Annotated in this window: 19 protein-coding genes; 9 read left to right on the top strand and 10 right to left on the bottom strand. The window is 56.6% G+C overall.

Annotated elements, in window-relative coordinates; all coding sequences use genetic code 11:
- The coding region (locus tag LG385_RS24435) for a DNA-binding protein (protein WP_225776397.1) at window positions 1-625 on the bottom strand (625 nt) is incomplete at its 3' end.
- Window positions 626-940: 315 nt separating this feature from the next.
- Between LG385_RS24435 and LG385_RS24430 the strand changes: the two genes are divergently transcribed.
- From LG385_RS24430 to LG385_RS24395, 8 genes are all read left to right on the top strand, one after another.
- Window positions 941-1576 (top strand): hypothetical protein, encoded by a 636-nt coding sequence (locus LG385_RS24430; RefSeq protein WP_225776396.1) that lies wholly within the window; start codon window positions 941-943, stop codon window positions 1574-1576.
- Window positions 1576-2736: a tyrosine-type recombinase/integrase gene (locus LG385_RS24425; RefSeq protein WP_225776395.1), complete on the top strand. Its 1161-nt coding sequence runs from the start codon at window positions 1576-1578 to the stop codon at window positions 2734-2736. The genes LG385_RS24430 and LG385_RS24425 overlap by 1 nt, the downstream gene beginning before the upstream one ends.
- Before the next feature lie 572 nt (window positions 2737-3308).
- The gene (locus LG385_RS24420; RefSeq protein WP_225776394.1) at window positions 3309-3485 is read left to right on the top strand and encodes a hypothetical protein; all 177 of its coding nucleotides are present in this window, start codon (window positions 3309-3311) and stop codon (window positions 3483-3485) included.
- Window positions 3486-3550: 65 nt separating this feature from the next.
- On the top strand, window positions 3551-3796 hold the full coding sequence (locus LG385_RS24415) for a hypothetical protein (RefSeq protein WP_225776393.1): 246 nt from the start codon (window positions 3551-3553) through the stop codon (window positions 3794-3796).
- An 86-nt stretch (window positions 3797-3882) separates the two neighbouring features.
- The gene (locus tag LG385_RS24410) at window positions 3883-4023 is read left to right on the top strand and encodes a hypothetical protein (protein WP_225776392.1); all 141 of its coding nucleotides are present in this window, start codon (window positions 3883-3885) and stop codon (window positions 4021-4023) included.
- Window positions 4024-5193: 1170 nt separating this feature from the next.
- Window positions 5194-6156 carry a DNA-processing protein DprA gene (locus tag LG385_RS24405; RefSeq protein ID WP_225776391.1) on the top strand — a complete coding sequence of 321 codons (963 nt, stop codon included), beginning with the start codon at window positions 5194-5196 and terminating at the stop codon, window positions 6154-6156.
- On the top strand, window positions 6153-10817 hold the full coding sequence (locus LG385_RS24400; protein WP_225776390.1) for a RecQ family ATP-dependent DNA helicase: 4665 nt from the start codon (window positions 6153-6155) through the stop codon (window positions 10815-10817). The genes LG385_RS24405 and LG385_RS24400 overlap by 4 nt, the downstream gene beginning before the upstream one ends.
- Entirely contained in the window at window positions 10814-11368 is a 555-nt protein-coding gene (locus LG385_RS24395; RefSeq protein WP_225776389.1) for a hypothetical protein, read from the top strand. Before LG385_RS24400 ends, LG385_RS24395 begins: the two co-directional genes overlap by 4 nt.
- A 518-nt stretch (window positions 11369-11886) precedes the next feature.
- Here the strand turns inward: LG385_RS24395 and LG385_RS24390 are convergent.
- A complete protein-coding gene (locus LG385_RS24390) occupies window positions 11887-12780 on the bottom strand; it encodes a LysR family transcriptional regulator (RefSeq protein ID WP_225776388.1) in 894 nt (297 codons plus the stop codon).
- 135 nt (window positions 12781-12915) lie between these two features.
- Between LG385_RS24390 and LG385_RS24385 the strand changes: the two genes are divergently transcribed.
- Window positions 12916-14061 (top strand): TDT family transporter, encoded by a 1146-nt coding sequence (locus tag LG385_RS24385; RefSeq protein WP_413247398.1) that lies wholly within the window; start codon window positions 12916-12918, stop codon window positions 14059-14061.
- A 3-nt stretch (window positions 14062-14064) separates the two neighbouring features.
- On the opposite strand, the gene LG385_RS24380 is transcribed toward LG385_RS24385, so the two are convergent.
- From LG385_RS24380 to LG385_RS24345, 8 genes are all read right to left on the bottom strand, one after another.
- Window positions 14065-14640: a uracil-DNA glycosylase gene (locus LG385_RS24380; protein WP_225776386.1), complete on the bottom strand. Its 576-nt coding sequence runs from the start codon at window positions 14638-14640 to the stop codon at window positions 14065-14067.
- A gap of 18 nt (window positions 14641-14658) precedes the next feature.
- The gene (gene arsH, locus LG385_RS24375) at window positions 14659-15393 is read right to left on the bottom strand and encodes an arsenical resistance protein ArsH (RefSeq protein ID WP_225776385.1); all 735 of its coding nucleotides are present in this window, start codon (window positions 15391-15393) and stop codon (window positions 14659-14661) included.
- Window positions 15393-15863: an arsenate reductase ArsC gene (locus tag LG385_RS24370; protein WP_225776384.1), complete on the bottom strand. Its 471-nt coding sequence runs from the start codon at window positions 15861-15863 to the stop codon at window positions 15393-15395. Before LG385_RS24370 ends, arsH begins: the two co-directional genes overlap by 1 nt.
- A 10-nt stretch (window positions 15864-15873) precedes the next feature.
- Window positions 15874-17163: an arsenic transporter gene (locus LG385_RS24365; RefSeq protein WP_225776383.1), complete on the bottom strand. Its 1290-nt coding sequence runs from the start codon at window positions 17161-17163 to the stop codon at window positions 15874-15876.
- Between the two features lie 19 nt (window positions 17164-17182).
- Window positions 17183-17533: a metalloregulator ArsR/SmtB family transcription factor gene (locus LG385_RS24360; protein ID WP_225776382.1), complete on the bottom strand. Its 351-nt coding sequence runs from the start codon at window positions 17531-17533 to the stop codon at window positions 17183-17185.
- 77 nt (window positions 17534-17610) lie between these two features.
- Window positions 17611-19134 (bottom strand): IS66 family transposase, encoded by a 1524-nt coding sequence (tnpC, locus tag LG385_RS24355; RefSeq protein WP_225776381.1) that lies wholly within the window; start codon window positions 19132-19134, stop codon window positions 17611-17613.
- Between the two features lie 51 nt (window positions 19135-19185).
- The gene (tnpB, locus tag LG385_RS24350; protein ID WP_225776380.1) at window positions 19186-19596 is read right to left on the bottom strand and encodes an IS66 family insertion sequence element accessory protein TnpB; all 411 of its coding nucleotides are present in this window, start codon (window positions 19594-19596) and stop codon (window positions 19186-19188) included.
- Window positions 19518-19850 (bottom strand): transposase, encoded by a 333-nt coding sequence (locus tag LG385_RS24345; protein ID WP_225776379.1) that lies wholly within the window; start codon window positions 19848-19850, stop codon window positions 19518-19520. Before LG385_RS24345 ends, tnpB begins: the two co-directional genes overlap by 79 nt.
- Window positions 19851-20830: the final 980 nt, after the last annotated feature.

Here is a 20830-nt window from a genome sequence, read left to right as displayed (position 1 = left end):
TGAGCTCGGCGGCATGGGTTGCGGCGAAGCGCTGCTGTTCGGCCTGGTGCGCGGCCTGCACACGGGCCAGCTCGTCGCTGTGCCGCTGGCCTTGTTGCTGGTGCTGCATGGTCAGCTCGCGCAGTTCGGTGCGCAGCTCCTCGTTCTGTGCCTGCGCGCGGTCCAATTGCCCGCTCAGCCTCTGCACCTGCTCGGTCAGCAGCGCAATCTGCCGCTCCTGGTCGGAGAAGCGGGCCCTCGCCTGCTCCGCGTCCTCCAGGGCCGCGGCGGCACGCGCCGTGGCCTGGTCGGCCTGCTGCAAGTGGTGCGAGCGCTCGATCGCGTAGGCCTGGGTCGCTTCGTTGAGCGCCACCTCCCACACCGCGTCCAGGGCTTGGCACACCGGCTCGGGGATACCTGGTCGTTTCAAGCGTGCGCTGAGCAACGGCCCGGTCCTCACCCAGAACTGCTTCACTTCATCCCCGACGACGTTCGGCGAGGCCGTCACCCCATGGTGCTCAAGGATCAGCGCACGGATACCGGTGACCGTGATTTCATTGCCGGCCTCGAGCAGCTGAGCAGCGTAATGCCGGACTAGGTCGCGGGTTTTGGGCAGTCCGCTGCTGGGTGTGGTCGAGGTAATCACGAAGATGCTCCTGGGTGAGGTAGGGACGGGCTTTTTTAAACACCCGGTTTTACAGGGCCAAGCTCTGTTTTGAACGCAAAACGGCCCAAAAAACGCAAAATTCAGCTTGCTCAGTATCAGTTTTATATTTACTGCAATCAATATTAAAAATATCGTTACCTCCGAAAATTCGTGATTACCTCCCATTATCACGAATTTTTTGCCCTGGGCGGTTCAAGGCGGTACGCTTGGCGGTAGCTCACCGCCGCGGCGTGGCGCTAGGGTTTTAATCCATTTCTATAGATATCAATAATTTAAGAAAAGGAAACTTGCGTTGTGGATCAAGTCGAGATCGGCTTGCAGCTGTTGCGCCCCGCGCGCCTGAGCCCAGCCGAGTTCAAGGGCCTGATTCAAAAACGCGGCTGGCGGATGGCCGACGCGGCGGTGCGCTGGGACGTGCGGCCCGAGACGCTCAGTCGCGCCGCCGCCGACCCGCAGCGGGAAACCCGCTGGGATGACTTGGTCCGGGCCCTGCCGGCCCTCACCCGTCGTGAGCGCGCCGCGGCCACCGCCGCCCGGCTGCAGCTCTACCCGCCGCGGCCGCGGGCCGTGCCGACCGTAGCCCCTGTGGCAGGGCCGGCCGTAGAGCCGGCTGTACCTGCAAGCCCGGCGTTCGACTGGGCTGACGAGGAAGACGATGAATTCGAGTCCTTTGCACCGGCGGGGAGTGGCTACCGCTATCAGGACTATGTGGGCCCAGGCTCCGAGCTGGTGGTGGTGAGCGAGATCGGTTCCTTTGCGTCCGAAGGCACGGTCCTGGTGGTCATCGACACCCGCCTGGGCGTCAACGAGGACGGCCAGGCCCAGGAGGAATATCACTGTGAAGCCCCGCAGGGCACCACCCTGTGGCTCACCCCCGATCAGCTGGATGACTGGGTCGTCTCGACCGGCAAGACGCGGAGCCGCTTTTGATGAGTGATGTGGTCAGCACGGCCGGCCTGCCGCAGGTGGTGGATTTCCAGCAGACGCCGTCGCTCGAGCGGATCCGGCCATCGGTGGATGCCGAAGCGTCCGCTGCCCTCCCCGACCTGGTCCAGGCCCGCTCGGACATCGAGGCCGCGGCGATCTGGCTCGAGGCGACCACCGACAACCCAAAGACCCGCCGGGCCATGCGCAAGGAGGTGGAGCGCTTTATCCTCTGGGCGCTTCACGTGCGTAACAAACAGTTGTCGCAGATCGGGGTGATGGACATCCGCGCCTACGTGAACTTCATGGCCGACCCGCAGCCGGCTGACGTCTGGGTGTCGGCCATCAAGCGGCCGCGGCAGCACCCGGCCTGGCGCCCTTTCGCTGGGCCCCTGAGTCTCGCCTCGCAGCGCTACGCCCTGGTACAGCTGGGCAGCCTGTACGCCTGGATGGTCAAGGGCGGCTGGCTGAAGGGCAATCCGGTGGCCCTGGTCAAGAAACCCGAAGCGCCGATCGACCCCATGATCAAGCGGCTGTTGCCGCCGGAGGGGATCGCATTGGCGTTTGAGGCCATCGCCTCCACCAAGAGTCCGCTGAAGCGGGCACGCGACCACTTCATGTTCAGCCTGTTTTACCTGACCGGGCTGCGGACCTTTGAAGCAACCGCGGCGGACATGGCCACGCTGCGGCGTTCGGCCAGCGGCCATCTGTGGCTGATGGTGCAGGGAAAACGCAACAAGCGGCGCGAGGTCCCGATCTCCGAGGCCCTGTATGAAGAACTGGGGCGGTACCGGGTCGCGTTTGATCTCCCTCTCATCACGTTACCGGGCGAAGACACGCCGTTGCTGATGGCCGCCAACAGCAAGCGCAAGCGCGCCAGCAACAGCACCGTTCTTAAAGCGATGATCGAGATCATGGGACGTGCCGCCGCGCTGGCCCGAACCCGAGAGCAGCATGAGCTCGCCGAGCGGCTGACCGAGGCCACGACCCACTGGCTGCGGCATTCGTGCTTCAGTCACCTGGCGCAGGCCACGGGCGATCTGGTGATGGTCCGCTCGCTGGCCGGGCATGCGCGTATGGACACGACCAGTCGCTACCTGCACGCTGAAGCGGATGATCTGCATGTGCGAGTCAGTCAGACTCTTCTGACACCGCCCAGTAGCTGAGCCTGCTTGGAAGGTGGGTAGATTTGCATGTGACTGAAAGCCAGCTGCTTTGCAAGCGACACCAAGCTACATTTCTTGCAACGCCTCATCGAATTCGTAGTTAGATATCGGATGTCTACCTAACTCCTCCGCCAAGCGTTGACGGGTCATCAATTGGACCTGATTGGCTTCAGCTTGCGCAATCGCACCGCTGGTAAACGCTTGGTTAGTCACAGCGACTCGCCGAAAGCGCGTCTTGGGAAAACGTCTCTCGTACAGGGCAGTGCCTGCAGTAACCATCCTTGATGGCATCCCATCCAACCGTGCTGCGGATCGAGCTTTTGCATTGCAACAGTTCGCCTTCTCGGCCAAGCCAGGGCCAGCTGCGCCGAGGTGCAACCGCGTTGCTCGGCCAGTCTATCCAGCGCTTCGGCCAGCAACAAACTGCAAGCCCCCCATACCCCCCATACCCCCCTGCCACCCTCGACCATGGCCACTTGCCATCTGGCGTTTGTCCCGTTACCGTGCGCCCACGACGAATTGCCACTCGCCGAAAGGCGAATGCCGAAAAATTTCAGGGGGATGGGATAGGCATGACGTCCATGAAGGAACGCCGGGAGAAAGCGCGCGAGAATATCGCCAGCATGCTTGAGCACGCACCCGAATGGGTTGATAAGAAGGCTTGGCTTTACGAACAGCTCGGCATCACTGATTTCGATGAGCCTTATTTTGATGCACCTGATATTGATGAGTTGGGGCCACGATCGTGATAGCTGAAGATCGTATGGGGCCCGGCAGGGTAGTTGCTGCCCTTTTAGGCGCTACTGCGCTGGCCATGATCGCGTCAACGGCGTTCTATAATTCTCCAGAGCAGGTCAGACAGCGGACGCTGGAGAAATTGGTTGCCGAGGATATTGCCCGTGAGGCAGCCAAAAGCCCGATGCAACGCCGTGCGGAACGTGAGGCCCGCGAGGCGTATGACAGGTCCCTCACAGAGTGCTACTTTGCTGCTATCGAAAAACACGGCATGGATGGATATGACCGTGAGCTGGATTGCGGGCACATTGGTGAGCGGCCGTAGAGAAGTGAGGCCCTGCGGGGCCTTCTTTTTGCTCCTCTTTACACGCAATGCGTATAATTGCAATATCCCTCTATCCCGGAACTGCCATGACACGCCCCCTGATGGACCTCGATGCCCAGGTTGCATCGATCGATGCGGACGAGCGCACGGGGGCGCTCTTGGTGGCGACATCCAGTGCCAACTCGGCTTTCTCCACGCAGGCACTGAACCACGTCATGCTCTTTTGAGATGCCGTGCTGTGCTCCAGGCCGCTTTCCTCTACCTGACGGGTGCGAGGGCCCTACTAGAACTCGTTACCCTTGAGGTCATGGAGAATCTGGCCACAAGCGATCACCTCGGTGCGTGAGTGAAGAACACGGATCTCGATACCCTCGTCGCTGACATGTAGGCAAGTGCCACGAACGCGTAACCCACGGTGGTCTCGGTCTCACCATACTCACGCTTGCCGGCGTATTTGGCCTGAGTGATTTCGCTCATGCTGGCATGGCCGATATCGGCCTCAGGAGAGCAGCCCCAGTCATTTGAACCCGTCCTTCAAGTGTTATTAGTGGGAAGGGATACTGCAGCACGGCCGCTCACCCTCGGCCTGTTCCAACTCACAAACGACCCAGCTCCGCCAGCGCTGCCAGGGTGTCTTGGGCGGTGCGCCAAAAGCCGCCCGGGGGGCAAGCGTGCCTATGCTTCTACTGACAAGTGCAGCGCACCTACGGAGGTGATGATCAGTCTCCGTTCTACTAATCCTGCGCATGGCCTGTACGTGTTGCGCAATACAGTTTCGAATGTGCCCTGGCCCAGGCGACTGGTGACCTGATGATGGTTCGCTCGCTGGCCGGGCACGCGTGTCTGGACACCACCAGCCGTACCTGCATGCCGAGGCGGCTCAATTGCATGCGCAGGTGATACAGACACTGGTCACGCCCTCCAGTCGAGAAGCGAACGACCAGCTCTAGCCAGCCGGTACCGGTCCGGCAGCTATTAATGGAGTATCCTACCCGCCTCCCATCCAGGGGGCTATCAGGCGCTATCCTAGTCGGGTGCTGGGCTTCCCAGAGCCCTGCGCTGCTGAAGTCTCCAGCGGGGAAGCCGGAGAAAACAAAACCATCGTACATGAGCAGGCAGGGAGATCCGACCCATGGGCGAAGACGCCTCAGCGGCTACATTGCGATTTTTAAGGAATGACCCGCCAAACAAGATCCTTCACTGCCTCTCGCGAAGGGCTCCAATCCGCCAAGCAGTCACTGAGTGTCTACAAATTTAAGGGGGCGATTCGGAGCGCTTGCAAGGCCTCAGTGATGTATGTGCAAATTATTTGCACTCAGTCTCCGCAAAGGCGATGCTACAGCTGTCACAGATGGGCGGTTCCCCCTTGGCTGGACAGCAGAAAATAAGGAAATTTAGTGCAAATTACAGATGTACTTGTACTTCAAAGCCTGAAAGGTGTCGGAAATCGCACCTTGGTGAAAATCATCGAGTTTTACCGCGCCAATAACCTAAAGGCGGTACACGATATAGATTTTACCAAGGTACCAAAACTCAATGGCTCAATCGCGCAAGCGGCTGCAGATTTGTTCAGCGGCGGTGAATATGACGTCTTGAGTTTGAATTTTGAGAAAATGCTCTCCACATGGCGTGATGCAGGGATCAATGTCTTGGCTTACGGCTCTAGCGACTACCCCGCTCAACTGAACCTTCTCCTCGACCCACCCGCTCTGCTTTTCTACAAAGGCGACTTTGATCTTTTAAAGAACCCCAAGTCCATAGCGGTCGTCGGTACTCGCAACAACACTAGGCTGGGTGAAAAGATTGCTTACAAGACAGTGGAGCATTTTTCCAGCGAAGGGTTCTGCATAGTCAGCGGCCTAGCTCTTGGCATCGATGCCATTGCACACCGCGCCGCTTTGGATCACCAAGGCCGTACCGTAGCGGTACTGGTCGACCTGATCAGCATTGCTCCAAGCAATCACCAAGACCTGGCAGAACAAATACTCCGCCAGGGCGGTGTGCTGGTTTCCGAAAACCCGCCCGGCACCAAAGTCATTCCAGCACTATTCGCCAAACGCGATCGTATTCAGGCAGGGCTTGCGATGGCCGTTTTCGCCATTGAAACAGCCATCGATGGTGGAACCATGCACGCGGTCAAGGCCGCCAGCTCCATGCGTCGCAAAGTCTTTGTTCCCAATGCCAGCGCCGCTGGCTATCCAGACCTTGGCATTGAACAGATCAGTGGAACGCAGGAGCTGGTGCACTCCGGAGTAGCAACGTCTTACACCCGCGACACCTATGCGGAAATCTCCCAAGCGCTTACTGTTGCAGCATCATCATTTGCAGATACCCCGAGGGGGACAGGCAGTTTTCTATGATCAAATGCATTATCATCGATCTAGATGGAACGCTTGTTGATACCTCGGCCGTCGCGGGGCTGCGTGATCAGAGGCAATGGAGAGAGGTGGAATCGCAAATCCAGCGCTGCACGCCTTATAATGAAGCCGTTAATTTAATTGACACCGCTCGCGCCGCTGGCATCAAGGTTGCCCTTTTTACAAACTCCCCCTCGAACTATGTCCAGGTAATTTTAAAACACTTTCAGCTTGCCGTTGATTCCGTTGTTGCGTACCACGATGTCCGGGATCATAAGCCGGCAAGCGAAGGCGTCGAAAAGATAAGGAACCGTTTCGATGTATCGTGCGAAGAAACGATTTTCATCGGCGATAGCGAGGTGGACAGAGAGTGTGCACTCAATGCCCAGGTCAAATTCTTCGCCGCTGGCTGGGCAGAAATTTCCCCGATTGAAACTCGTCGTTCAAGTGCGGCCGAAATCTTCGAATATATTGGGAGCGCGATCGCTCATCGGCAGAAACAATCTCGCACAAATCTCATCCAAGACGGCCACAGATTCTACTTGGGCTACTACCTAGATGGCATCAAGCAGGAAATCTGGGCCTTCAAGAACCGCGAGAAAAGCGCGGTCGAACGCTGGATCAACAAGGCGCTAGAGGTATCTAACAACTTACCGCACATTGATGTTGTCGTCAGGGCCCTCGGTCATGGGGAGTTGGATGCCTCTTCCAACGGCACGTCGTTGGATTTGTTCGGTGCACGTCTGGCCTCCTCGATCGGCGCCGAGTACCGCCCTTATTGCCTGCACAAGAGCCGCTCGCTTGCTAAGTCAACGATGTGCTCGGCAAAGGAACGTGCGCAGCAGGTGCACGGCGTGTATCGCGCAACCTCTGGCCTGACGGCCTCACAGGACAAGAGCGAGCCAACCTTTCTCATTGTCGACGATGTACTGACTTCGGGCGCCACAACCGGTGACATCGTCCGGGCGCTTTCGGAGGCGAACCCCAAGGTGCGGGTGTTCATCTTCACACTGGTCAAGACCCTTCGCCGAGCAGAGTATGAGCGTGAGAGTGCCGAGGCTCAGCACAACGCTCAGCTCTTCTACGATCTTTACAGCTTCAAGCAGCGGCTGCCCGAGCGCGCTGCCGTCAGGACTGATGCTGCTCTGGTCAGCAAACAATTCAGTGCAAACTACGCAAATACCAACCACAACTTTGTTTTCCAGAACCTCAGGTCATATTCCATTGCATCGGAGCCCGACTCAAAGCCGATTCTCGATACAGTGTATATCCTTCGGAACATGCTACAACGTGGCAAGCCCACTATTTCCTCACGCAGGTTGAGGAACGCGTTTGGGCTCAAGCAGTCACAAAGCGGGCTTGAGTTTGCAAGCCAGGCACTTATTTCTCGCCACCCTCTCGAATGGCGTCGATTGATCAGAGGCGATGTCAGAAAAGAAAATTATCCCGCCAAGCGTTTTTTTGACGAACTGATACCAAAGTATTTTGGCGAATATCAGTTCGTCAAACAGCTTACCCTGCCCGAGGTCAGCATTTTCGACATGACGCAAGTATACGTCGACCATTTCAATAATCGGCAGGTAGACTTTTTCATCCCGCAGGCGGGGCTGATCATAGAGATTGACGGTCAGCAACACGAGGCGTCGGCGCAAGATGACGAAAGGCGCGACGAGTTCACTAAGACACTTGGTTTGAAGACCATACGCTTCAGTACCCAAGAGATTGCCACTGAAAACGAGAGCCTCGTCGAAAAAATATCAGCCGCCGTCGATCACCTGAAGATGGTAGACAGGCTTGAGCAAGAGGGAATATTGAGCCCTCCCAACGGGCTCACGTTGCAGGACTACCGGCTCGCCTACAACGACGGTGTCGATACCAGCACGCCCAGTATTAGGTTAACCGCAGCGATCCGCTTCCAACTGCTGGTCCTGGAACTGATCGAGAGTGGTGACATTCGCTTGGGCAAGGCAAGGAAACTCATCCTCCTGAACCGCGACGGCATCGATTTTGCGCAGCAGGCCATCGATGACTTGGCAGAATTGCTCTCGCAGCTACTGACGCTCAGAGGATTGCCAAAGCTGGCACTGAAGGTCGATCTGGAAGAAATTCAAAGTCCAACAAAATCCTTTCCAGGCCATGCCCTATTGGTCGACTTCAGTATCCTAGAACGCTTTGATGATGCGTTCCAAGTCAACCAGAGTGTCATTTACACACGAACGCACTATCTCGATTTCTATCGATATTTTGCTAATACCAACGCACTTTCAATGGAGAGTTGCGAGCTGGTTAGCTACGACTTTTTCCGGATGTCATGCTCTGCGCCCATTACCTACCAGCTCGACTTGAGTCCAGGAAGCAGGCAGCGAGAGGCGCTGAGGTTCTTCCTCGCCAACCTCTTCCTCCCTCTTCTGGACGATGTAGACTTTCGCGAGGGTCAGGTCGGAATCATCGGTTCCGCATTGTCAAGAAAAGGCACTATTGGCCTGTTACCAACCGGTGCCGGAAAATCGATTTGTTACCAATTTTCTGCCGTGCTGCAGCCCGCCATCAGCTTCGTGGTCTGCCCTATCAAAAGCCTGATGTATGATCAGAAGGCTGACCTAGATGCCATCGGATTTACACGCAGCAATTTCATCACGAGTGATTTGAAATCTGACCAGAAAGTCAGGATTCAGAATGACTTCGGGCGTGGTAAATACTTCTTCGTGTTCATCTCTCCCGAGCGCTTCCAAACCCAAAGCTTCCGCCGCGAAATGGCCGCGATCGGGTTTGACCGTGCCTTTGCCTATGCCGTGATCGACGAGGCCCATTGCTTGTCCGAGTGGGGCCATGACTTTAGAACCTCGTACCTAAATCTGGCCAACACCATCGGGAAGCTGGCACCAGATGCGAGTTACATCGGCTTAACTGCAACCGCTTCGGTCAACGTTCTGAAGGACATTCAGTCGGAATTCCAAATTTCTGATGATAATGTGCGCACCCCTCTCGATTACACCCGGGAGGAGCTGTCATTCCATGTGGTGGATGACCGAGGCCGCAAGACTGAAGCATTGACCCAACTTGTGGACAAGATGGAAGCCAAGTGGAACGGTTCGGCTTCAGCAGCGCAAGGATCAAAGGCGGGTATAATCTTTACTCCGACAGTCAACGGGAATAAAGGTTGTTATGAGTTGGCGGGACGACTCTCCACCAGCCTAGGCATGGATGTGCGATATTTTTCCGGCTCGGCGCCGACAAAGGCAGGCATAGGGGGCGACGCATTCGACGCCTACAAGCGAGAGGTGCAAAACGACTTCAAGTCCAACAAGTACCGTTTGCTGACCGCGACCAAAGCCTTCGGCATGGGTGTCAACAAGGGGAACATTGCGTATACCGTTCACTACGGCATTCCCGGCTCCATGGAAGCTCTCTACCAGGAGGCCGGCCGAGCGGGCCGAAACAAGCGAATGTTCACAGACGGGCCTGCCGACTGCTATGTACTCCTGACGAAGGAGAGTAAGACCGACCTGCTGGATAAGATCTGGGACGCCTCTACAACGGTGGCCGAACTGAAGACTTCTGTGGAGGGGCTGAATCGCGAAAGTGACGTGAAGATCAATCTCTTCCTGATGACGAACAATCTCGACTCCATCAATGATGAATTCAAGCTGCTCAGCGCGATCTACAAGTACCTCCTGAAGAACAGTGATGTCCAGACGGTTTCGGCAACCGCTGCCCAATTCAGTACCGATAAATCCAAGTTTGAAAAGGCCGTTTATAGGCTCTTCCAGCTCGGCATCGTTTCAGATTGGATCGTAGAGGACTTTTTCAAAGGCAAGCTGACCATCGAATTCTGCTGCCCCGATGAAGAGCAATTGCAAAACAATTTAGAAATAAAGCTCAAAAAATACGATGCGACGTTCAGGCTCAGCGACATACTCGAAAGCAGCAATTCGTACCACAGGATTCTGTGTGAGCGCTTGCACAACGGAGCGATCGACAAGACCCAGTTCATCTTTCTTGTCCTGCTGCTATGGTCATACGATCACTTTGCATACAATCGCCGCCAGTCGCTGAAAACTGTGTATGAACAATGCAGCGACCTAGCCACTGATAAGATCAGCGAACAGGACTTCAAGAATCGCCTGGAAGGCTACTTTAAATTCAATGAGTCGAGCCATCTTCTGGCCCACTTGGCAGAGCACCCTGATGATACTTCCACTTGGCTAGGCGTGTTTTTCAAGGAAGATCCCGCATCGAAATTGCCAGAAATCTTAAAACCAGCACAGCTTGCCACACTTAAAGAGCAACTCTCTCGCTTTCTGGAGTCGTACAAGGACAATATCTGCCTGGATTACTTGAGCGGCATAATTCGCCTGACCACCGACGACTTTGATGACGCCGATGGAGAGCGGCGAATGGCCGCGTCCTTGGAGCGCCTCAAGCAACAAGGTAGCCAGCCGGTCGAAGATTTGATCCGGGAGACCCTACTGCTCAAACCGCTGTTCTCGGTTGACGCCCAGTGTCGATTCGCGCGCTTGATCCATGAGAAATTCCCCGAATCATCCTTCCTCGCGCTCATCAATGCCGAATTCGAGGATCCCTATTCCTACCGTCAGCTTTTGACTCCTCTGCTTGCAAGACTGGACAAGCTCACGACTGTTTATAAAGGTATCGAGTGGTGAACGACTTACAAATGCTGCACAAGGCCATCGGTTCGCTTGAGGAACAGGCGTCCCAGATAAGTGAATTCAATGGAGTACTACGCGCGGTAAACGATGCACGCACGGAGATTGAGGCGAGCAAAGCCTATCTCTCATCACTGTCCACTGAGCACAAGCAACTCGTCAAGGACAGTTATGGCAAATTTGAGGATGTTGAAAAACGCCTTTCTGACTTCGAAAAAAAGCTGGTCGATTTGGCAAAAGGCCAGGATCGAGTACAGCGCACCATCAATGAGCTGAAGATCCTCACCCCCGACCAGTTCGAGCATGGCCGGGACAAGATTCTGTTGAAACTAACAGAACTCAACTTCTTGACCCCTGCTCAGTTCGAGGATGGACGTCGGGCTACTAATGAAACGTTGAAGCATGCAATTAGTGAACTAGCGCAGAATTTTGAAGAGGCCAACCGCACTCAGCAAGCGTCACTCAAGTCACTCAAGCTAATGACTGTCTTGGGTCTGCTTGCGTTAACTGGAGTTACCACATACCTTGTATTTGCCTTGCTACACTAGAAAAACGCTTATGGATACATTCAGGAGGGGTTTTGGGCAAAGGCAGTTTACCTCCTTGCTCAACACATTGGCTGGCCAGGGTGTGTCGGCCGCAATCTTGGGCACTCGCCTGGCCGCTATGCTGCTGTCCTCATGACCACATGCCCAGCGTGCTGATCGGGGCACTCTCCATTCAGGCATGGCGATGCCACAACCATTGTTCACCGTGCCACGGTCTACACCAAGTATCGGCAGCTGAATTCTGCCATAAGATGTGTAGGTGCCTGCGTGACATCCGAACGATTTTGCGCTCGTAGACTGCCTAAGATTTCACATAGACGCGTGGTTCAGGATCGCCGTTGGGTCCGTTCCTTTCCAGCGCTTTGGCGGCGCATAGGGTAGAGGCCTAGAGGGGCCGTTTGGCTCCCCTCCCCTTCGGGGCAACCCTGCTCCAGTGCATACCGTGGCTGTATGCACGCTCTGTAAGCGGCTGGTGAACACGTCTTCCATTTTGATGAGGGCATCGCGTGGCCTGCCCCTCATCTGGCGTTGGCCGACGCAAAATCCTTGATCACATTGAAAAACGTTTCAAGGGAGCGTGAAATGAACTTGTCTCTGTGATGAATCGCGTGCAATTGACGTTTGTGCTCGGGAATCACGTGGTTCAACGAGATCAGGCTTCCCTCGGCGATGAGATCGCCAACCACCCAATAGGAAAGGCAACTGATTCCGACTCCAGCCGAGACCATCCGCTTGATAGCTTCTGAACTGCCAATTTGCCGCGCATTGCGCCAGGCACCCAAGTGTGGAAACAGCCAGCGCTGCACCTCTTCAGCCGTGCCCGATCCCTCTTCGCGTATCAGCCAGCGCGCATCTTGCAGGTCACTGAGAGAAAGCCGCCCCTTGTGGGCCAAAGGGTCATCTGCCGCTGCGACAATGATCAACTCGTCTTCACACCAGGGCTGCACGGCCAGAGTGGGCTGGTGGCTCGGCCCTTCGACCAGGCCAACGTCGATTGACAGTTGTGCCGCCTGACGGGCGATTTCTGCGCTGTTACCCAGAATGACATCGATCTGCGTCCAGCCGGCACGCTCGGCCATTTGTTGCATCAGCAGCGGCATGATGTAGTTGCCAATCGTCGTGCTGCAACCTACTCGCAGCCGCGCGACCACGTCAGCCCGAAAGCCACCCTCGATCTCCAGCGCAGCCTCCAGCAGGCGGATAGCCTTGGGCAACAGTGTCTGGCCGTTTTCATTCAGCACCAGGCGTTTGCCGACACGGTCAAAGAGTCGAATACCCAATGCGCCTTCGAGTTCATGTAGTGCCGCACTGGTCGCTGACTGCGACAGGGCAAGGGCTGCGCAGGCTTGGGTGGTTGAACCCAGTTGGGCGATAGCGCGGAAGATGTCGAGTTGCCGAAGTGTGAGCTTCACTTTTCTACCTTGAAAATAGGTATGCCATATCCAAAATATCCGTTTTTCCAGATAAGTGCATGTCGCTATTCTGAACCTGTCACCGCATCGCAATCATTCGGAGGTTTTATGCGCGAGATCAGCCTTACCAAGATCATGCAGGGCGGCCAGCCGCTCTCGGCGCTTTCCAACCCCAAGGAGGCGATTCGGCAGTTCACGCCTAACTGGTTTGCCGCCACGATGGGCACCGGCATTCTGGCCTTGGCCCTGGGGCAGTTGCCGGGTCACATTGCGCTGCTTGCAGGTGTTGGGGAGGCCCTTTGGCTGTTCAACATCCTGCTGTTTACCGTCTTCACCCTGATGTACGCCGCCCGCTGGGTTTTCTTCTTCGATGAAGCGAAACAGATCTTTGGGCATTCCACGGTTTCGATGTTTTTCGGCACGATACCGATGGGCCTAGCAACGATCATCAACGGCCTGGTTCAGTACGGCCTGCCGAGCTGGGGAGACGGCGTGATCCCCTTCGCTCATGCGCTCTGGTGGCTGGACGTTGTCATGGCACTGGCGTGTGGGGTGCTGATCCCGTTCATGATGTTTACCCGGCAGGAGCACAGCATCGACCAGATGACCGCCGTATGGCTGCTTCCAGTGGTAGCGGCGGAAGTGGCTGCGGCCAGCGGCGGTACCATTGCACCGCATCTGGCCGATACCAGCGCTCAGTTCACGATGCTGATCACCAGCTACGTCTTGTGGGCCTACTCGGTTCCGGTGGCCTTGAGCATTTTGGTAATTCTGGTACTGCGTCTGGCACTTCATAAGTTGCCCCATGAGAGCATGGCGGCATCGTCTTGGTTGTCTCTGGGGCCTATTGGTACCGGTGCTCTAGGCATGTTGGTCATTGGCAACGATGCGCCAGCAATCTTCGCTGCCCATGGCATGCCAGGCATCGGCGCGGTAGCCGGGGGGATCGGGGTGGTATCGGGTGTCCTCTTCTGGGGTTTGGGCTTATGGTGGATGCTGCTGGCGCTGTTGATCACCGCGCGTTATGCCAAGGGCGGCATTCCCTTTAATCTTGGCTGGTGGGGTTTCACCTTCCCGCTGGGGGTGTATGCGGTGACAACGTTGAAGCTCGGCGCGACGCTGAAACTGGCCTTTTTTGATATCCTGGGCATTATCCTGGTGATGATGTTGGCCATCATGTGGCTGGTGGTTGCAACCAAAACCGCAGCTGGTGCCTACCGTGGCAACCTGTTTGTATCGCCCTGTATTGCATCGCTGAACGCTAAGCGCGCCAGTCGCTAACGATTAGGCATTGGCCACGCTCGCCGCTCGGGTGAGCGTGGTGACGATGTTTGTAGCGACATCAGGGTGCTGACATATCGAAAGCGGGCTCGGGTGGGGCATGGCGAACAGCCTGACCTCAGGGCGATGATGCTCGATTTCGGGTGCCGCTCTTTGCGCCACGCGCCCAGCCAAGACCACGACGCGCAGACACGGGAGCAGATCCATTACCTCTTTCAGCACTGTGACGCCCTCTGTGATTTTCGAGCGGGTGATCGCTTCGGCAGGGCTGTCCAGCTCCGGCAGCCATGGATAGAGATTCCATAAAATGGTCTGCTCACGCGCGAGGCACGCCTGTTCGAGGAAGCGCTTCAGGTTTCGCTGGGATGGCCCTTTATTGTCGCGGGAAACGAAGCGTGGCCACGTGCAATCCCTGGCCGGAGATTCTAGCAATATCAGAACAGATGCATCGACCCCACCATCCAGCGGATCAAAGTATGGCAGCCGTCTACCACCCAGACTCCGGGCGTCCACCCACTTGTTCAGAATGCCAGCAGGCTGGGAGTACAGATGATGTCTACGGGTCTCTTGAGTATTCATCCCCCACCCTCGCGCATCTTAGATGGAACGTTGATTCACCCTGGCCGATAAAGCTTCCGCGCTTTCTTTCCGCTCTGAATAGCGATCAACCAGATAGCCCTCACGACCCCGAACCAGCAGCGTGAACTTCACCAGCTCCTCCATGACATCGACCACTCGGTCGTAGTACGTCGAAGCCTTCATTCGGTCTGTGTCATCAAACTCCAGGTACGCTTTAGGCACTGACGACTGATTCGGGATGGTCAGCATGCGCATCCACCGACCCAGAACACGCATCTGGTTTACTGCGTTGAAGGACTGCGAGCCGCCACACACCTGCATTACCGCGAGCGTTTTACCCTGTGTGGGGCGTACTGCACCCATGGTCAGCGGAATCCAGTCGATCTGCGCCTTGAACACCGCAGACATCGCACCGTGACGCTCGGGGGAACACCACACCTGACCGTCTGACCACAGCACCAGATCGCGCAGCTCCTGCACCTTAGGGTGATCGACAGGCGCGTCATCTGGCAGCGGCAGTCCGGACGGATCGAAGATCACCGTTTCGGCACCCATGTGTTGGAGCAGACGTGCTGCCTCCAGCGTCAGCAGTCTGCTGAACGACCGCTCTCTGGTCGATCCATAGAGCAGAAGGATGCGTGGCTTGACGTTCGCAGCATCTGCCAGGCCCAGCTTATCGGTGCTGGGGAGATCCATTAGCGACAGATCAAGGGCTGGAAAGGCCTCGGCAGAGTCCATATCAAATTCGCTCATCACAGGGCTCCTATCTGATCTAGGGCTTGCTTCAGATCAGCCCCCTGAAGCGTTTTCAGATCCAGGGTAAAGAACGCAGCAAACCGCCTTTTGATGTGTTCAACCGTCGCATCGAATGCGGCCCGAACATCCTCATCAGCTCCATCGACCTCAGACGGGTCAGACAACCCCCAGTGGCTTTTGATGGCCGGGCCGAAATACACCGGGCAAGGTTCACCGCCTGCCTTGTCGCACACGGTGATGACGACATCGGGTGGTGTGTCTGCGAAGGCTTCCGAGCCTTTGCTGTACAGGCCGGACGTGTCGATTCCCAATCCTTGCAGAGTGCTCACTGCTCGCGGATTGAGCTTGCCGCTGGGGAAGCTGCCCGAACTGATGGCTGTGAACCCTTCGGGGGCTACATGATTGAACAGCCCCTCTGACAGGACGCTGCGGCAGCTATTGGCCGTACACATGAACAGGATCTTCATAAGCTAACTCCTACGCGCTGATGCTCAAGCGCACGGCAAGTGCTGCCAGTGTCGCAAGCAGAATGGGAAAGGTGATGACGCAGCCGACCTTGAAGTAGTAACCCCAGGTGATGCGGATGTTTTTCTGAGCCAGGACATGCAGCCATAGCAGCGTCGCCAGACTGCCGATGGGCGTGATCTTGGGGCCGAGGTCACAGCCAATGACGTTGGCGTACACCATGGCCTCGTGCGCAAGCCCCATTGCGCCACTGCCCTGAATCGACAAGGCACCGATTAGGACGCTGGGCATGTTGTTCATCACAGATGACAGCAGCGCGGCAGTGAAGCCGGTGCCCAATGTGGCAGCCCATAAGCCATGGTCGGCGAACGAGCCAAACAGCGAACTGAGTCCCTCAGTCAGACCGGCATTCTTGAGCCCGTAGATCACCAGATACATGCCGAGCGAAAACAGCACGACTTGCCAGGGGGCGTTGAACATCACTTTGCGTGTCGAGATCACATGCCCCTTCGCAGCAATGATCAGCAGTACCAGAGCGCATACGGCGGCGACAGCACTGACAGGGATGCCAAGTGGTTCAAGGGCGAACAAACCGACCAGCAGAAGCAGTAACACCCACCAGCCTGCAATGAACGTGTGGCGATCTTTGATGGCCTCTTCTGGTCGCCGTAGCTGCTCGGGCGAGTACGCCAGCGGCACCTCCTTTCGATAGAACAACCAGAGCATGCCCAAGGTCGCAACGATGCTCACCAGATTCACTGGCCACATGATCGAGGCGTACCGCGCGAATCCAATATCGAAAAAGTCCGCAGAGACGATGTTCACCAGGTTCGAGACCACCAGCGGCAGGCTGGCAGTGTCGGCAATGAATCCGGCAGCCATCACGAAAGCCAGGGTCGCTGCGGGACTGAAGCGCAGCGCAGTCAGCATTGCGATCACGATGGGTGTCAGGATCAATGCTGCGCCATCGTTGGCAAACAGGGCCGAAACCGCTGCCCCCAGCAGCACCATCAGTGCAAACAGGCGTGCGCCGCTGCCTCCACCCCAGCGAGCCACATGAAGCGCTGCCCACTCGAAAAAGCCCGCCTCATCCAGCAGAAGGCTGATGATGATCACCGCGATGAAGGTCGCCGTGGCGTTCCACACAATGTGCCAGACGACCGGGATATCGCTGAGCGTGATGACACCGGTCAGCAATGCGAGTACCGCCCCGGCAGACGCGCTCCAGCCAACGCCAAGTCCGCGAGGTTGCCAGATCACCAGTACCAGCGTGACCAGAAAGATTGAAACGGCCAACAGCATGTCAGTTCTCCAGAGACACTTAGCAGCAGGAAACCTGGCGTACCGGGCGACCTTCCATCGAAGCAAGGCGACCTTGGTCATCGCCTAGCCAGGAGCGGTTAGCCTCAAGGGTCGTTTGGAGTACCTCCACTGCCCATTGAGGCAGTTCTGGATGAAGGCGGTAATAGATCCACTGCCCCTGACGGCGATCTTCCAGCAGCCCACAGGTACGCAACTGCCCAAGGTGGCGGGAGACTTTAGGCTGGTGATCGTCGAGCGCCCAGATCAGTTCGCAGACACATAGCTCGCCCTCGGCAGCGAGCATCAGCATGATCCGCGCGCGGGTTTCGTCACCGAGGCATTTGAAGAAGGTGTGGGGCTGAATCGACATGGTCAACCTGTATATTCGTTTTTACGTATATACGAAGTTACAGATATCTATTCCCCATTGGAAGCAGCTGTTTTTGCTTAAGACGACCAAACGTGCGGAAGCAGGTCGTGCAGCTTGCTTGCTCTGTGAGTTGGCAGCCGTGTCAGTACGTCCTTGAGGTAGGTGTACGGATCATGCCCATTCATGCGCGCCGACTGGATCAGGCTCATGATCGCCGCCGCTCGTTTACCACTGCGCAGTGATCCGGCGAACAACCAGTTAGAGCGACCGAGCGCCCATGGCCTGATCGTGTTTTCGACAGGATTGTTGTCGATGGGCACAGCACCATCATCCAGGTAGCGCGTCAGCGCTGCCCAGCGTTTTAGGCTGTAATCCAGTGCTTTTGCCGTGGCTGAGCCCTCGGGCACCAGCTCTCGCTGAGCCAGCATCCACTCGTGCAGTTTCTCTGCGATGGGCACCGCTATTTCCTGGCGTAATCGCCAGCGATCTTCATCGCCCATGTCTTTGGCCTGCCGTTCCACCTCGTACAAACCGCCGATTGAGTGCAGTGCCTGGTCTGCCAGTTGGCTTTTGTTCGCCACATGCAGGTCGAAGAACTTACGACGCGCGTGGGCCATACAGCCGATTTCGGTGATGCCCAGCACGAAACCGGCCTTGTAGCCCGCAAAGTCATCGCACACCAGCTTGCCGTTCCACACACCAAGGAAGTTACGCGCATGCTCGCCTGCACGACTTGGGCTGAAGTCGTAGACCACGGCCTTTAGTGCCGAAAACGGCGTGGTGCAGTAAGCCCAGACATAGGCACGGTGCGTTTTCTTCTCGCCCGGCGCCAACATCTGTACGGGAGTTTCATCGGCATGCACGACTCGCTGGGCTAGCACCACTTCACGCAGTGCATCTACCAACGGCTGAAGTTGCACACCGGTTTGCCCTACCCATTGAGCCAGTGTTGAACGCGGGATGGCCAAGCCTGCTCGGCCAAAGATCTTTTCTTGCCGGTACAGCGGCAGATGGTCGGAGAACTTGGCAACCATCACATGTGCAAGCAGCCCGGCAGTGGGGATGCCCTTGTCGATAACTTGGGCGGGCACCGGCGCCTGGATCAGTGTTTCGCACTGACGGCAGGCCCACTTGCCTCGCACATGCTGCTCAACTGTGAACACGCCCGGCGTGTAATCCAGTTTCTCGCTGACGTCTTCGCCGATGCGCTGAAGTTGGCAGCCGCAGACACACTCGGTGCTCTCCGGCTCGTGACGAATGACTGTGCGGGGGAACTGCGGCGGCAATGGCGCGCGTTTGGGCTTTTGACGGGTATCGTCCGGCGTCGGAGTGGGACGAAGCGCGTTCAGCTCCGCCTCAATAGCTTTAAGGTCAGTGTTGAGCAGGTCATCCAGCAAGCTGCCTTGCGCCGGGCTGATTTGCTCACTTCGCTTGGCGAACTTGTGGCGTTTGAGGATGGCGATCTCGTGAGAGAGCTGCTCGATGACAGTTTTGTCGCGACGGTTCTCTCGGCCCATGGTGTCGACCTGAGACAGCAACTGCGCAGCGAGTGCGCGCAGTTGATCGGGAGTCATTTGGTCGAGATTGGGTGAGGAAATCATGCTGTGGATTTTACCAAAGCAACCTACCTGCCACAGCTACAAGACCCTGATTCAGAGCAACGTAATTGCGCCGTTAGCGCCCACTCGCTGCCAAGGAAGGCCCAGCACCAGCGCTTGAAGTTGCTCAGCATCGAGTTCGACTTCCAGGCCCCGGTGGGTGCCGGGCCAGTGGAATTTTCCTTGGTTCAGGCGCCGCGCCGCTAGCCAGATCCCAACTCCGTCATGGACGAGTACTTTCATCCGATTGGCGCGACGGTTGGCGAATAGATAAGCGCAGTGTGGCTTCGCGGCACCGAATACGGCAACCACGCGGGCCAACGCTGTGTCTGTACCGGCGCGCATGTCCATGGGTTCGGTGGCGAGCCAGATGGCGTCGATGCGGATCACCGCAATAGCTCTCGAATAAAGCTTGCGCAGTCGATGGCACTGTCTACTGGCCAAGTCATTTTGACGGGCGTACATGGATGCTGAATTTCCAGGCAGATGCTGGAAGGCTGAGCAAGTGATCCGGTACCAGGCGCCTCGGTATGCAGCCGAATGAAGGCAGGCTGGATCGCCTTGGTTTCTTGAGCATGCAGCCGAATCCACTTGTGAAGAAGGTTGGCATTGAGGCTATAGCCCAAGGCGATATTTGCGATAGAGGCGCCAGGCTCGGCGCACTCCTGAATGACCTGGGTTTTGAATGACTTACTATAGGTACGGCGCTTAGGGGTCATGAGTAATCCGCTTGATGGGCCAGAACTGGTGTCCACTTAAATTAGGTGGACACCATGGCCTTAGGCGGTAGCTTCAGGAAGGTGTGTTTACCGGACGGTTACCACGCTCTATACTTTATGCTTGATATATACAGTATTCGATGACACGCAAAAAAGGCGGCTCTGCGCCCGCCCTCCTCGACTGTCTGCAATTATCTGCGCGATGACAGCTTTTTCTTGCTGGAGCCTATAATAGCCCTTCCGGCTCATCCACAGGACCGCGGCGAAGACCATCCAGTAAACGCATGTCCATAGCATTCATGACGCGTGCTTTGTGCAGAGTCAGGGCATAGACCGCACCAGCCGATTCTTGGCCCTTGTGCTTGCCAGCCTTACCGCTCTGAGTCGCTTTAACTTTACTCAGATCGCCCCCTCTATCGGACTATGATCGCGATCTGCGTGGCCCCAATGATCTTGCAATATTGGTTCACTGCGATGACGCACAGTTTCATCACCAGGCCTCTGAGCGGGTGTGGTGCATCTCCTTGAGTCGGTTGCCCCTCCAGCAGCTTGATCCAAACCAGCGTGTGCTTGTTGCTGGGCGTTGCGAAACACAAGCTGCAGAGTTCGTCCTCATACCAGAGAGCTGGGTCCAGGTGCCGAGGGTCATCCCGGATCGTGTCCGGCGAATCGTGCCAGGGAAACCCATGAGATGATTCCCATTCGGCAAACTGCTTTAGCGGATGATCGTCAATCGGCGTAAAGCGCGCATTGGTGTAATCAATCGTTCCTGCAGAACCAGCGCAGCCTACTCCTCGGCGAGCAGCTCGATCAGCTCTTTAGCTCTTTAGCTCTTTAGCTCTTTGGCTCTTTAGCTCTTTGGCGCGCGGCCCTTGGCGTATGCCTTCCATTCTTCTTGTTTGCGACGGCCGTGACTTCCCGCAATTACTCCTTTGCAGCGGCATACGCTATATATGGTATGCAGCGGATATATCAGCTGT

The organism is Pseudomonas sp. Marseille-Q5115, from assembly GCF_916618905.1.
GTDB lineage: Bacteria > Pseudomonadota > Gammaproteobacteria > Pseudomonadales > Pseudomonadaceae > Aquipseudomonas > Aquipseudomonas japonica_A.
This window is presented reverse-complemented; position numbering and strand designations above follow the sequence as displayed.

Excerpts from the sequence above, each read along its gene's own strand:
- LG385_RS24365 (WP_225776383.1), bottom strand. The coding sequence starts at position 17,163 with ATGCTGTTGGCCGTTTCAATCTTTCTGGTCACGCTGGTACTGGTGATC.
- arsH (WP_225776385.1), bottom strand. The coding sequence starts at position 15,393 with ATGAGCGAATTTGATATGGACTCTGCCGAGGCCTTTCCAGCCCTTGAT.
- LG385_RS24380 (WP_225776386.1), bottom strand. The coding sequence starts at position 14,640 with ATGAATACTCAAGAGACCCGTAGACATCATCTGTACTCCCAGCCTGCT.
- tnpB (WP_225776380.1), bottom strand. The coding sequence starts at position 19,596 with ATGTACGCCCGTCAAAATGACTTGGCCAGTAGACAGTGCCATCGACTG.
- LG385_RS24420 (WP_225776394.1), top strand. The coding sequence starts at position 3,309 with ATGACGTCCATGAAGGAACGCCGGGAGAAAGCGCGCGAGAATATCGCC.
- LG385_RS24360 (WP_225776382.1), bottom strand. The coding sequence starts at position 17,533 with ATGTCGATTCAGCCCCACACCTTCTTCAAATGCCTCGGTGACGAAACC.
- LG385_RS24400 (WP_225776390.1), top strand. The coding sequence starts at position 6,153 with ATGATCAAATGCATTATCATCGATCTAGATGGAACGCTTGTTGATACC.
- LG385_RS24415 (WP_225776393.1), top strand. The coding sequence starts at position 3,551 with ATGATCGCGTCAACGGCGTTCTATAATTCTCCAGAGCAGGTCAGACAG.
- tnpC (WP_225776381.1), bottom strand. The coding sequence starts at position 19,134 with ATGATTTCCTCACCCAATCTCGACCAAATGACTCCCGATCAACTGCGC.
- LG385_RS24370 (WP_225776384.1), bottom strand. The coding sequence starts at position 15,863 with ATGAAGATCCTGTTCATGTGTACGGCCAATAGCTGCCGCAGCGTCCTG.
- LG385_RS24345 (WP_225776379.1), bottom strand. The coding sequence starts at position 19,850 with ATGACCCCTAAGCGCCGTACCTATAGTAAGTCATTCAAAACCCAGGTC.
- LG385_RS24425 (WP_225776395.1), top strand. The coding sequence starts at position 1,576 with ATGAGTGATGTGGTCAGCACGGCCGGCCTGCCGCAGGTGGTGGATTTC.
- LG385_RS24385 (WP_413247398.1), top strand. The coding sequence starts at position 12,916 with ATGCAGGGCGGCCAGCCGCTCTCGGCGCTTTCCAACCCCAAGGAGGCG.
- LG385_RS24410 (WP_225776392.1), top strand. The coding sequence starts at position 3,883 with ATGACACGCCCCCTGATGGACCTCGATGCCCAGGTTGCATCGATCGAT.